Here is a 12,322-nt window from a genome sequence, read left to right as displayed (position 1 = left end):
CGGGCCGGACGGCGGGGAGGGGACTACTTGGCGAAGCCCGGGAGGAGCTTGGCGTAGTCGGTGGCGACGGTGTTCAGGCCGTCCTGGGTCGCGGTGCCCTGGACGATCTTGCCGAGGTTGGTGCCCAGCGACGCGAACAGCGAGCTGTACTCGGGCAGTTCGGGGCGCGGCTTGGCGCTCGGCAGCACGGCCTGGAAGCCGGCGATGCCGGGGTCGGCCTTGACCTCGGGGGTGAAGGCGTCGTCGCGGGTCGGCAGGGTGGAGTTCTTCTGCGCGACGAAGGCCTGGCTCTCGGCCGAGGTCATGAAGGCGGCGAACTTCTCGGCGGCGGCCTTGTGGGCCTTGTCGGCGCCGGCGTAGACGGCGATGTTGTGGCCGCCGGTCGGGGCGCCGGCCTTGCCCGCGGCGCCGGCCGGGACGGGGGCGATGCCGAGGTTGGCCTTGTCGGCGAAGGCGGAGCCCTTGTAGATGTTGGTGATCTCCCAGGGGCCCTGGATGATCGCCGCGACCTTGCCGCTGTTGAAGGCGTCCATCATGTGCGCGTAGGCGTCGGTGGTGACGTCGGCCTTGACGGTGCCGGGCGCGGTGAACATCGACTTGTAGGTCTCGACGGCCTTGACGGCCTCCGGCCCACCGACGGTGATCTTCTTGCCCTTGGCGTCGACGGTGTCGGTGCCCTCGCCGAACAGGAACGGCATCGCGTAGTAGCCGTCGGCGGCCTTCAGCCAGAAGCCGTCGACGCCGGCCTTCTCCTTGACCGCGGCGGCGGCGGTCTTGAGCTCGTCCCAGGTGGTGGGGGCGGCGGTGATGCCGGCCTTGGCGAAGAGGTCCTTGTTGTAGAGCAGGCCGAGGGTGTCGGTGACCAGCGGCACGCCGTAGAGCTTGCCCTCGTAGGAGGCCTGCTGGACGAGGCTGGGCTGGAACTTGGCGGCGTCGGCGGCGGCCGGGGTGCCGTCCAGCGGCTCCAGGTAGCCGGCCTTGGCGAAGGCGGCGGTCCAGCCGACCTCGGCGCGGAAGACGTCCGGGGCGCCCTTGGCCCCCATCGCGGTCTGGAGCTTGTTCTGCGCCTGGTCGAACGGCACGTTGACGAAGTCCACCTTGACGCCCGGGTTGGCGGCCTCGAACTTCTTGACGAGCTCCTGGTAGTTCGGCGCCTCGTTGGTGGCGTTCGAGGTGTCCCAGTAGGTGAGGGTGACCGGCCCGTCGGCCTTGCCGTCCGAGCTGGAGCCGCTGCTGCCACAGGCAGCCATCGAGACCGCGAGGGCCACAACGAGGGCAGAGGCCGCGATGCCACGCCGCATTTGAACTCCTTGGAGGGTGGGGGGTGCCCGAAATGTTCGGAGACAGGCGCATAATGGCTGCCTTGCCTCGCGCCGACCGCACCGTTGCTGCCGCCGGGCCCGCAAGGAAGTTAACAGCGGGGTGACAGCGACGGAAACCCCTTGCAGCAAGTTTCTGCAAGAAAGGGCGATCGTTACGCCCACGTGTCCTTCGCGTTGCCGCACGGTAGTCATGGTCGGCCGCATTGTGGCGTCTTGTCCGGTTTGCCCCGGCCGGCCGAGGCCGCCGGGGCCACCCTCCGTGGTGAAAGATCCTTGCAGCGCCCCCGTCAGCCGGTCGTTCCGAACCGCAGAACGGTGGTCGAACGGAACTCCTCGCCCGGGTGCAGCTCGGTGCTCGGGAAGGCCGGGTGGTGCGGGGAGTCCGGGAAGTGCTGGGTCTCCAGCGCGATCCCGGCGAACGGCCCGTAGGGCACCCCGCTCGCGCCGGTGACCGCCCCGTGGAACTTGTTGGCGGTGTAGACCTGGATGCCGGGCTCGGTGGTCAGTACCTCCAGGGTCCGGCCACTGGACGGGTCCTCCAGTCGCGCCGCCGGGGCCGGGGTGCCGTCCGCCGGGCGCCGGCGCAGCACCCAGTTGTGGTCGTAGCCGCCGGGCCCGGTCAGCTGCGGGTGGCCGTCGTGCACCGACTTGCCGATCGGCCGGGCGGTGGTGAAGTCGAACGGCGTGCCGGCCACGGGTTCGATCCGGCCGTCCGGGATCTGCCGCTCGTCGGTGGGCGTGTAGCCGTCGGCGTCCAGGGTGAGCAGGTGGCCGAGGATGTCGCCGGAGCCCTCGCCGGCCAGGTTGAAGTAGGCGTGGTTGGTGAGGTTGAGCACGGTCGGCGCGCCGGTCACCGCGTGGTAGTCGATCGCCAGCTCGCCGTCGGCGTCCAGGGTGTAGTCGACGGTGACGTCGAGCGCGCCCGGGAAGCCCTGGTCGCCGTGCGGGCTGTGCAGCTTCAGCCGGACGCCGCCGGGGATCTCCTCGGCCGCCCACATCCGGTGCGCGAAGCCGTCCGGGCCGCCGTGCAGGGTGATCCCGCCGCCGGTCGGGGCGAGCGGGTGCTCCTCTCCGGCGACGGTGACGCTGCTGCGGTCGATCCGGTTGGCGTAGCGGCCGACCACGGTGCCGTAGTGGCGGGCCGGGCCGAGGATGTCGGCGAGCCGGTCGGTGGAGAGCAGCAGTTGGGCGGGGCGGCCGTCGCGGTCGGGGGCGACCACGGTGTGCAGGGTGGCGCCGAGGGTGAGCACGCTCGCCTCGTACGGTCCGGCGCGCAGCGTCCACCGCTCGATCGCGGCGCCCGCGCCCGAGGGTTCGAAGGGCTCGCGCCGCACGGTGGTGGTCTGCGGCCCGTTCGCCGGGGGCGTCGCCATGGCCTGCTCCTCACTGGCGGGCCACCGGAGCGCGCCCGCCCTTCGCCGGGGTCCGGGCCTCGTACGGGACCGGGTCGGCGTCAGCCTAGGGCCTGGCTCCCGGAATCCGTCGGATCAGGTGACGGCCCCGGCACGGATCCGGGAGAAGGGTCCTTGCCGGGTGGGACGGCGCGGGGGCGCTGATCAAGTGCCCGCGCGCCGTCCGTGCGCTCCGACCGCCGGTGCGTCGGCGTCAGCGCGCGCGGTCGAACCCGCCCCCGAGCGTGTCCGGCCCGCTCTGCCGGTCGACCGGGTCGGAGCCGTCCCGCTGCGCGGGCGGCAGGCCGAGCGCGGCGGCCAGGCCGTCCGGGCCGCTGCCCGCCTTGCGGTAGACGGCGGCCAGCCGGTAGTTGACCTGGCTGAGCGGGAGCCCGAGCTGCTCGGCGATCCGCTGCGGCGGCACGCCCCGCACGGCGAGTTCGGCGACGGCCCACTCCGGCTGGCTGAGCGCCTCCCGGACGTCGCCGAGCCGGTTGGGCCGCAGGCCGTAGTTGGCCAGCTCGCGCCGGGCCCGCTCGACCAGCCCGTCCGCCGCGCAGTGCTGGGCCAGTTCGATGCCCTGGTAGAGGTACTCCTGGGCGTCCTCCAGCCGGCCGACCCGGCGCAGCGCGGCACCGAGGTCCACCAGGGCGACGGCGTGCTCGTAGCCCGCGGGCGACTGGCCGAGGTGGGTCACCGCCCGCTCCAGCAGTTCGACCGCCTGCTGGCCGTCCTCGATCTGGGCGTGCAGCCGCAGCGCCGTGCCGATCGCCGAGGCGGTACCGAAGCGCTCGGCGTCGACGACCGAGCGCCGGGCGTACGCGCGGGCCCGCTCCGGCTCGTCCTCGGCGATCGCGATGGCGAGGTGTCCGGCCCAGGGCGCCCAGACCGTGTTGTGCCAGCCCCGCAGGTCCAGCTGGGCGCCGGCCTCGGTCAGCGCGGCGGCGGCGCCGGCGGGCCGGTTGACGGCGAGCAGCAGCTTGCCGTACAGCGACGCGGCGTCGGGCAGCACCATCGCGGTGGGGTGGTACGGCGGGTGGAAGCCGAACTCCAGGGCGAGTTCCCAGGCCTCCTGGCTGCGACCGCGGGCGATCAGGGTGTCGATCAGCACGCCGACCGCGTCCCAGGCGAGCGGCAGCTTGGCGCTGATCCGCTCGGAGAGCCGCAGCGCCCGGCGCAGGAAGTCCTCGGCCTCGGCGAGCAGGCCGCGCCGGAACCGGGCCAGTCCCATCAGGAAGTAGGCGAAGCCCCGGTGGGCACCGCTCCAGCCCGCCACCTCGAACTGGACGATGGCGTCCGAGAAGAGCCGTTCGGCCTGGGCGATCCGGTCGTTGTAGGTGTAGGACAGGCCGAGGGTGGCGGGCAGTTCGAAGCCCCAGGTGTTGTCGGTCCAGCCGAGGCCCTTGGGCAGCCGGCCGTTGTCCAGGACGTGGTCCGCGTGCCGCAGCACCTCGGCCGAGGACTCGCCGCGCAGGGTGAGGTCCCAGGCCCGCAGGGCCAGCACCGCCCGGTCGGCCGCCTCCCGTCCGGTGAGGCTCTCGCACAGCGCGCCGAGCCGGGCGGAGCGGGCCGGCCCGTCCTCCTCGGACTTGCGGTAGGCGTGCCACATGAACGACGCGGCTTCCAGCCGCAGCCGGCCCGCCGGGTCCCCGGTGGTGCGTTCGGCCTCCTGCTGGCAGACCACGGCGGCCTGGCGCAGTTCGCCGCTGTGCGCCAGCACCTCGGAGAGCCGGAAGGTGGCGTCGATCCGCATCGAGGGGCGCAGCGGTCCCTCCTCCGGATCGAGCGCGAGCTTCAGCTGGTTGACGGTGGCGACGGGGTCGGTGAGCAGGGCGGAGCAGCCCAGCTCGTACAGCACCTCGGCGCGGTCCTGGTCGTCCGGGGGTTCGGCGAGCGCGCGGTGCAGGCAGCGCTGGGCGGCCTCGGGGGCGCCGATCAGCAGGTGTTCGGAGGCGGCCTTGCGCAGTTTGCGGACGGTGCGGTCGTCGCCCTCGCCCGCGAAGGTCTCCACCAGGTGGCGGGAGGCGGCGAGCAGGCCGAGTCCTGCGTTCTCGATCTCGGCGGCGGCCACACCGTGCATGCCGGTGCGGGTGGCCTCGGGCATGGTGTTGTAGATCGAGCTGGCGATCAGCGGGTGGACGAATTCGAGGTTGCCGTTCGGGGTGGCGGTGAGGACACGCTGCTTGCGCAGTTCCTTGATGGACTCGCGGGCGCCCTCGGCGCTCTGGGCGGAGATCCGGGTGGCGAGGTCGGGCCGGATGTCGGTGCCGAGCATCGCGGCAGCCCAGGCGAAGCGCAGGGTGGCGGCGCCGAGCCGGTCCAGCCAGGACTTGAGGGTCATCCCGGTGGCGTCGACGGCGAGTTCGCGCAGTTGCTGGGAGTTCTCCTCGACGGGATCCAGTTCCTGGTCGCGGACCTGGTCGAGCAGTGCGACGACCTCGAAGGGGTTGCCGTTGACGACGTTCCAGAACTCGTAACAGAAGGCGTCCTCGGCCTTGTCGCCGAGTTCGGCGCGGATCATGTCGGTGACCGCGACCAGGGACAGCCGGCTCAGCTGGTGCCGGCGGGTGGCGAGCGCGGCGACCGCGCGCTGGTGCTCCTGGGTCTCCTGCTGCCAGTCGGCGGTGTCGTCGCGGTAGGCGAAGACCAGCAGGACCGGCAGTTCACGGGCCCGTACGGCGAACTGGGCCAGCCAGCCGAGCGATTCGAGGTCGGCCCAGTGCAGGTCGTCGACGATCATCACCAGTGGGGCGCGCCGCGGGGCGAGCTGGGTGAGGACGAAGTCGAGGCCGTCGCGGACGCCCTGCGGGTCGAGCCGGCGGGCGCCCTTCCGGGGCTGCTTGAGGCCCATCGCCGGGCCGACGACCTCCTCCCAGGTGCCCATCACCTGGCTGAACTCGCCGGGCTCCAGGCTGCCGAGGACCGGTTGCAGGAGCTGGCGCAGCACGTGGTACGGCTCGTTGAACTGGCGCTCGCCGCCGCGGGCGAACAGGACGGTGGCGCCCTCGCGCAGCTTGGCGATCCGGCGGACCTCGTGCAGCAGACTGGTCTTGCCGATGCCGGGCCGGCCGGAGAAGGTGAGCAGCTCGCCGATCTCGGTGCCGCCGGCCGCGAAGTCGCGGCAGAGCTTGTCCACCGCGGCCTCGGCGGAGCGGAGTTCGGCGTCGCGGTCACGCAGTCTGATGCGATTGGGGGCGCCGTCCGCCTCCCGCGCGCCGGGCATCGCCCCCGCCCGGAAATCCCTGTCCCGCTCGGTCACCGTCGTGCCTCCGCCTCGCCGATCCGTGCTCGTGGAGCCGAGGTTAGCGCCGCGGGGGGCCTATTGGAGCGTATTCACGCAGGCGGGGGGCGAGTTGAGGGGTTTGGAGGGCCCTCCGAGGGCAATTGCCCTATATCACTAACGTCGGATCATTGCATCAGATACTCTACGCCCCGCGTAGCCAGTTGATCATGTCATGACCCCGTTTCACCATTCGACAGCGCTGCCCCAACTCCCCCGTCGATCACCGCAGTACCCATCAGTACACCCACCCTTCGCAGCTCCGGGAGTCCGATGTCTGACGACACTTCACTTCAGATTCCGTTCCCGCACCGTCGCAGCGACCACGGGCCGTACGCCACCGAACTGCACCGCGCCTGGCTGACCCGCCATCCACTGCTGCCCGATCCGACCCACCCGTCCTACGCGCACTGGGACGTGGTCGACCTCGCCGCGCTCGGCTACCCCGACGCGGGACCCGACGAACTCGCGCTCGCCGCCGACCTCATGGGTTTCTACTTCCTCTTCGACGACCAGTTCGACGGCCCGCTCGGCCGCCGCCCCACCGAGGTCGCGCCGATCTGCGACCGGCTGATCGCCGTCCTGCACGGCGCGCCGGCCGACCGGGGCTCCCCCGTGGAGAGCGCCTTCGCCGACCTGTGGGAGCGCAGCGTCCGGGGCATGCCGGCGCGCTGGCAGGCGCGCGCCGCGTACAACTGGGAGTACTATCTCGCCTCGCACCCCGCCGAGGCGGCCGGGCGGATCAGCCCGCGCCCGCCGGACCGGGCCGGCTACCAGGTGCTGCGGCGCGGCACCGCCGCGATGGAGACCATCTTCGACATGATCGAGCGGCTCGGCCACTTCGAGGTACCGCCGGCCGTGCTGCACCACCCGGTGCTGCGCCAGTTGCGCCAGCTCGCCGCCGACATCCCCTCGCTCACCAACGACGTGCGCTCGTTCCCGCTGGAGGCGCCGCGCGGCGACGTCAACAACCTGGTGATGATCGTGCGACGGGAGCGGGACTGCTCGGCCGAGGAGGCCTGCGCCGTGGTGATGGCCGAGGCGCAGCTGATGGCGGAGCGCTGCCAGGAGCTCTACGACGGACTGCCCGACGTGTACCGGGAGCTCGGCCTGGCCAGGGTGGAGCGGATCGTCGCCCAGCGCTACGCCGACGGCCTGCTCACCTGGCTGGCGGGCTACCTGAGTTGGGAGCGCCGCACCGGCCGCTACCAGCCGGCCTGAGCGGCCGGCGGTCGCGACACGCCACCCTGCGTCGACCGGGGCCGCACGGACCGTAGCCGAATCGGGCGTCCGCCGGTTAGGGTGCTGACCGGCGGACGTCCCCGGCACGGGGGGCGCCCGGCCCGCGCGTGTGTCCGTACCCTCCGCCGGGCCGCCCTGCGCGCGGCCCGGTGTCCCGCTGCCGCCCACGCGCCGCGGCGGCGCCCCGACCGCACGAGGAGGCACCAGAGCATGCCGGTCTACCAGCCCCCCGGACAGCCCGGATCCATCGTCGCCTACCGCCCCCGCTACGAGCACTGGATCGGCGGCCAGTGGACGCCGCCGGTCCTCGGCCGGTACTTCGAGAACCCCAGCCCGGTCACCGGCGAGGTCTTCACCGAGGTCGCCCGCGGCACCGCGGAGGACATCGAGGCCGCGCTGGACGCCGCCCACGCCGCCGCCCCGGCCTGGGGCCGCACCTCGCCCGCCGAGCGCGCCCAGGTACTGCTGCGGCTCGCCGACCGGATCGAGCAGAACCTGGAGAAGCTCGCCGTCGCCGAGAGCTGGGAGAACGGCAAGCCGGTCCGCGAGACGCTGGGCGCCGACCTGCCGCTGGCCGTCGACCAGATGCGCTACTTCGCCGGCGCGCTGCGCGCCCAGGAGGGCGGTGTCTCGCAGCTGGACGAGGACACCGTGGCCTACCACTTCCACGAGCCGCTGGGCGTGGTCGGCCAGATCATCCCGTGGAACTTCCCGATCCTGATGGCCGTCTGGAAGATCGCCCCGGCGCTGGCCGCGGGCAACACGGTCGTGCTGAAGCCGGCCGAGCAGACCCCGGCCTCCGTGCTGCTGCTGGTCGAGCTGACCGCCGACCTGCTGCCGCCCGGCGTGCTCAACGTGGTCAACGGCTTCGGCCTGGAGGCCGGACGCCCGCTCGCCTCCAGCGACCGGATCCGCAAGATCGCCTTCACCGGCGAGACCACCACCGGCCGGCTGATCTCGCAGTACGCGAGCGGCAACCTCATCCCGGTCTCGCTGGAGCTCGGCGGCAAGAGCCCCAACCTGTTCTTCGCCGACGTCGCCGCCGAGCAGGACGCCTTCTACGACAAGGCCGTCGAGGGCTTCGCGATGTTCGCCCTCAACCAGGGCGAGGTCTGCACCTGCCCCAGCCGGGCGCTGATCGAGTCCGCCGTCTACGACCGGCTGCTCGCCGACGGCCTGGAGCGGGTGCGCGGGCTGCGCCAGGGCAACCCGCTGGACACCGAGACCCAGGTCGGCGCGCAGGCCAGCGACGAGCAGCTGCGCAAGGTCCTCTCCTACGTCGAGATCGGCCAGGCCGAGGGCGCCAAGCTGCTGACCGGCGGCGAACGGGCCGACCTCGGCGGCTCGCTGGCCGGCGGCTACTACGTCACGCCGACGGTCTTCGAGGGCGTCAACGGGATGCGGATCTTCCAGGAGGAGATCTTCGGCCCGGTCGTCGCGGTGACCCGCTTCGAGGACTTCGACGACGCGATCACGCTCGCCAACGACACCCTGTACGGGCTCGGCGCCGGCGTCTGGACCCGCAACGGCACCACCGCCTACCGGGCGGGCCGCGCCATCCAGGCCGGCCGGGTCTGGACCAACTGCTTCCACGCCTACCCGGCGCACGCCGCGTTCGGCGGCTACAAGAACTCCGGCATCGGCCGCGAGGGCCACAAGGCCGTCCTGGAGCACTACCAGCAGACCAAGAACCTGCTGGTCAGCTACTCCCCGCAGGCCACCGGCCTGTTCTAGGGCGGGTCACCCGGGCGCAACCGCGGAGTGGGAAGCCGGACCCGCCGACTTCCCACTCCGTACGCCACTCCCCGTGGCCCGACCGGGGACCCCTGTGAGCAAATCACCCGTATCGGGATCCAAGCACATGAATACCGGTAAATCCCCGACGCGCCGCCGACATGCGCGGCGCGTCGCGCCCGAGGTCCTAAACAGGAGTCCCGACCCGCTTCGACTCCTGGGAGACCGGATGACCATCGCCCCCGCCAGACTCTCCGACCCGACCGTGCGCGCCGCCGTCACCGCGATCAACGCCGGCGACCGGCAGGCCTTCGTCGACCTGCTCGCCCCGGACGCCACCATGGCCGACGACGGCTCCGCCCGCGACCTCCAGGACTGGATCGACCGGGAGATCTTCACCGTCCGCGGCCACATGGAGGTCCGCTCCGAGTCCGACGGCGGCCGGGCCCTGGTCGCCGACTACCGCAACGAGACCTGGGGCGAGATGCGCACCGCCTGGCGCTTCACCATCGAGGACGGCCGGATCAGCCACTTCGAGACCGGCCAGGCCTGACCCGGCCCCTCCGACGTCCCGAGCGGCCTCCCGTCAGGCATCCCGCCCGGCGTCCCGTCAGGCCGCGCCGAGGCACTCCCGCACCGCCCGGATCAGCGTGCGCGAGCGGATGTCCCCGGTGACGCCGGGCTGCATGCCGTTGGTGACGTAGCCGAACCCGATCCCGAGCCCGGGGTCGGCGAAGCCCAGCGAGCCGCCCCGGCCCGGATGGCCGAAGCTGGCCGGCGAGGCCATCGGCGAGGTCGGGCCGTGCCGGAAGAAGCCCAGCCCGAAGGTCGAGTTGACGATCAGCACCCGGTCCGGGCCGCTGACCACCGGCCCGACCGCGCGGGCCAGCACCTCGGGCCCGAGCAGCGGCGGCAGCGTCCCGCCGCCGCTGCCGTGCCGGTCGGCCGCGCCGATCAGCGCCGCGTAGAACCGGGCCACCGAGCGCGCGGTACCGATCCCGCCCGCGCCGGGGATCTCGGCGGCCTGCACCGCCGGGTCGTTCAGGTCCACCCCGGGCCGCACCGAGGCGAACGCCCGGGCGGTCAGCGAGTCCGGGTTCCGGTAGGCGTCGCGCACCGACTGCTTGGCGCGCAGCCGCAGCCCGCTCGGACCGGTCCTGGCGGCCTGCGGAGCGGGCAGGTCGACCAGCCGGCCGACCCGGGGCTCGGCGCCGGCCGGCAGCCCGATCCACAGGTCGAGGCCGAGCGGCCCGGCGATCTCCTCGGCGAAGTACCGGCCCACCGAGCGCCCGCTCGCCCGCCGCACCACCTCGCCGACCAGCCAGCCGAAGGTGTACGGGTGGTAGCCGTGCGCCGTGCCGGGCTCCCAGGCGGGCGCCTGGGCGGCCACCGCGGCCGCCGCCCGCTCCCAGGTGAGCACGTCCTCCAGCCGCAGCGGCTCGTCCAGGGCCGGCACCCCGGCCTGGTGCGACAGCAGCCAGCGCACCGGCACCCCGCCCTTGCCGGCGGCCCCGAACTCCGGCCAGTACGCGACGACCGGGGCGTCCAGGTCGAGCTGCCCGCGCTCGGCGAGCAGCAGCGCGGTCGCCGCGGTCAGACCCTTGGTGACCGAGCGCAGCACCTGCGCGGTGTCCGCCGTCCACGGCACCGCCGGCGCGGGCCGCGCGCCGACCTCGGGCCGGGCGTCGCCGCCCCACAGGTCGACCACCTTGCGGCCGTCGGCGTACAGCGCGAACGCCGCGCCGAGCTCCCCGTACTCGCGGAAGTTGCGGGCGAAGGCCTCCCGCACCGGCTCGAAGCCCCCGGCCGTCTCGCCCCAGATCTCGACCACCGCGTGCCGTCCTCGTCGTTCGTACGTCCATCGATCGCCCGGAAACCCTAACCTGTCGGTCATGACCGAAACCCCGCAGACCGATCCCGCCGACGAGCTGCTGGACGTCGTCGACGAGCACGACCGGGTGACCGGGACCGCACCGCGCGGGGAGGTGTACCGGCGCGGGCTGATCCACCGGTGCGTCTTCGTCCTGGTGCGCGACCCGGCCGGGCGGATCTTCGTGCACCGGCGCACCGACACCAAGCTGTTCGCGCCCGGGGCGCACGACATGTTCGTCGGCGGCGTGGTGGGCGCCGGCGAGACCTACCGGCAGGCCGCCGTCCGGGAGGCCGAGGAGGAGCTGGGCGTCACCGGGATCGCCCCGCGCCCGCTGTTCCGCTTCCTGTTCCGCGGGGCCGGCCTGGCCTGGTGGTCCGACGTGCACGAGGCCGAGTGGGACGGCCCGGTGGCCCCGCAGGAGTCCGAGGTGGCCTGGCACGCCTGGCTCACCCCGGCCGAACTGGCAGAACGGCTGGAGCGCGACGAGTTCGTCCCGGACGGCCGGGAGGCCTACCGCCGCTACCTGGAGCACCACCCGGCCTGACCGGGCGGATAGGGTGGCGCGCATGGCATCCCGCACGCCGTCGGCCCCCTCCCCCGCGTCCGCGCCCGCGCGCGGCGACCGTCCGGAGCCCGCCGTGCGACCGCGCCGGCGGCTCAGCGTGGACGAGCGGCGCGAGCAGCTGATCGCCGTGGCGCTGGAGCTGTTCAGCCACCGCCCGCCCGAGGAGGTGTCGATCGACGACATCGCCGCCGCCGCGGGCGCCTCCCGGCCGCTGGTCTACCACTACTTCCCGGGCAAGCAGGCGATCTACGAGGAGTCGCTGCGCCGGGCCGGCCGGGAGCTGTCGGCCCGGTTCGAGGAGCCGGCCGAGGGCCCGCTCTCCGAGCGCCTGTACCGGGTGATGGGCCGCTACCTGGACTTCGTGCAGAGCCACGGGCCCGGCTTCGCGGCGCTGCTGCGCGGCGGTTCGGTGACGGCCAGCACCAACACCTCGGCGGTGATCGACGAGGTCCGCAAGGCCGCCCACGACCAGATCCTCGGCCACCTGGCGCTGCCCTCGCCCAGCCCGGGGCTGCGGCTGACCGTCCGGGCCTGGATCGCCAACGCCGAGATCACCTCGCTGGAGTGGCTGGCCGACCGCTCGGTGCCGCTGGAGGAGCTGCAGCTGCACCTGGTGCAGGAGTTCGTGGCGGCACTCACCCTGACCGCCGCCCGGGAGCCCGCGCTGGCCGCCGAGCTGGCCGGCTTCTTCGCCGACGAGCGCCCGGACGGCCCGACCGGGCGACTGGTCCGCGACCTCGCCGGCCTGCTGGCCGTACCGGGCCTGGCCGGCGCCCTCACCGGCCTGGCCGCCGAGCCCGCTCCCGGCCCCGGTCCCGGCCCCGCCGACAACACCGGCTCCGACGCCGACTGACGCCGGACGGCCGGTTCTGCCCCGTCGGCGGCCTCTGATAGGAATGTGCACGGATCTGACGG

At 73.4% G+C, this 12,322-nt stretch carries 9 protein-coding genes; 5 read left to right on the top strand and 4 right to left on the bottom strand.

The features are described from left to right. Window positions 1–23: 23 nt before the first annotated feature. The 3 genes from ACFU9E_RS27905 to ACFU9E_RS27895 form a co-directional block, all read right to left on the bottom strand. Window positions 24–1,301: an extracellular solute-binding protein gene (locus ACFU9E_RS27905; RefSeq protein WP_380684498.1), complete on the bottom strand. Its 1,278-nt coding sequence runs from the start codon at window positions 1,299–1,301 to the stop codon at window positions 24–26. Between the two features lie 308 nt (window positions 1,302–1,609). Further along, window positions 1,610–2,695 (bottom strand): aldose epimerase family protein, encoded by a 1,086-nt coding sequence (locus tag ACFU9E_RS27900; protein WP_380684499.1) that lies wholly within the window; start codon window positions 2,693–2,695, stop codon window positions 1,610–1,612. Between the two features lie 232 nt (window positions 2,696–2,927). After that, window positions 2,928–5,972 (bottom strand): ATP-binding protein, encoded by a 3,045-nt coding sequence (locus ACFU9E_RS27895; protein ID WP_380684500.1) that lies wholly within the window; start codon window positions 5,970–5,972, stop codon window positions 2,928–2,930. Between the two features lie 294 nt (window positions 5,973–6,266). Here ACFU9E_RS27895 and ACFU9E_RS27890 point away from each other — a divergent pair, with 294 nt between their 5' ends. From ACFU9E_RS27890 to ACFU9E_RS27880, 3 genes are all read left to right on the top strand, one after another. Further along, window positions 6,267–7,214, top strand: a complete 948-nt coding sequence (locus ACFU9E_RS27890) for a terpene cyclase (RefSeq protein WP_380684501.1) — start codon at window positions 6,267–6,269, stop codon at window positions 7,212–7,214. 231 nt (window positions 7,215–7,445) lie between these two features. Next, on the top strand, window positions 7,446–8,969 hold the full coding sequence (locus ACFU9E_RS27885) for an aldehyde dehydrogenase family protein (RefSeq protein ID WP_380684502.1): 1,524 nt from the start codon (window positions 7,446–7,448) through the stop codon (window positions 8,967–8,969). A 229-nt stretch (window positions 8,970–9,198) separates the two neighbouring features. Beyond that, on the top strand, window positions 9,199–9,522 hold the full coding sequence (locus tag ACFU9E_RS27880) for a nuclear transport factor 2 family protein (RefSeq protein ID WP_380684503.1): 324 nt from the start codon (window positions 9,199–9,201) through the stop codon (window positions 9,520–9,522). Window positions 9,523–9,579: 57 nt separating this feature from the next. On the opposite strand, the gene ACFU9E_RS27875 is transcribed toward ACFU9E_RS27880, so the two are convergent. Continuing rightward, window positions 9,580–10,800, bottom strand: coding sequence for a serine hydrolase domain-containing protein (locus ACFU9E_RS27875; RefSeq protein ID WP_380684504.1), 1,221 nt, complete (start codon window positions 10,798–10,800; stop codon window positions 9,580–9,582). Window positions 10,801–10,861: 61 nt separating this feature from the next. Between ACFU9E_RS27875 and ACFU9E_RS27870 the strand changes: the two genes are divergently transcribed. Together ACFU9E_RS27870 and ACFU9E_RS27865 are read left to right on the top strand one after the other, a co-directional pair. Continuing rightward, the gene (locus tag ACFU9E_RS27870) at window positions 10,862–11,386 is read left to right on the top strand and encodes an NUDIX hydrolase (protein ID WP_380684505.1); all 525 of its coding nucleotides are present in this window, start codon (window positions 10,862–10,864) and stop codon (window positions 11,384–11,386) included. A gap of 22 nt (window positions 11,387–11,408) precedes the next feature. Continuing rightward, complete coding sequence (locus tag ACFU9E_RS27865; protein ID WP_380684506.1) at window positions 11,409–12,260, top strand: TetR/AcrR family transcriptional regulator; 852 nt, start codon at window positions 11,409–11,411, stop codon at window positions 12,258–12,260. Window positions 12,261–12,322: the final 62 nt, after the last annotated feature.

This window comes from Kitasatospora sp. NPDC057595, from assembly GCF_042800875.1.
Taxonomy (GTDB): Bacteria; Actinomycetota; Actinomycetes; order Streptomycetales; family Streptomycetaceae; genus Kitasatospora.
Note: the sequence above shows the minus strand (reverse complement) of the source record. Positions and strands in the feature narration are given on the sequence as shown.

Bases quoted from the DNA above. Each gene is read 5' to 3' on its own strand.
- ACFU9E_RS27865 (WP_380684506.1), top strand. From the start codon at position 11,409: ATGGCATCCCGCACGCCGTCGGCCCCCTCCCCCGCGTCCGCGCCCGCG.
- ACFU9E_RS27900 (WP_380684499.1), bottom strand. From the start codon at position 2,695: ATGGCGACGCCCCCGGCGAACGGGCCGCAGACCACCACCGTGCGGCGC.
- ACFU9E_RS27880 (WP_380684503.1), top strand. From the start codon at position 9,199: ATGACCATCGCCCCCGCCAGACTCTCCGACCCGACCGTGCGCGCCGCC.
- ACFU9E_RS27890 (WP_380684501.1), top strand. From the start codon at position 6,267: ATGTCTGACGACACTTCACTTCAGATTCCGTTCCCGCACCGTCGCAGC.
- ACFU9E_RS27885 (WP_380684502.1), top strand. From the start codon at position 7,446: ATGCCGGTCTACCAGCCCCCCGGACAGCCCGGATCCATCGTCGCCTAC.
- ACFU9E_RS27905 (WP_380684498.1), bottom strand. From the start codon at position 1,301: ATGCGGCGTGGCATCGCGGCCTCTGCCCTCGTTGTGGCCCTCGCGGTC.
- ACFU9E_RS27870 (WP_380684505.1), top strand. From the start codon at position 10,862: ATGACCGAAACCCCGCAGACCGATCCCGCCGACGAGCTGCTGGACGTC.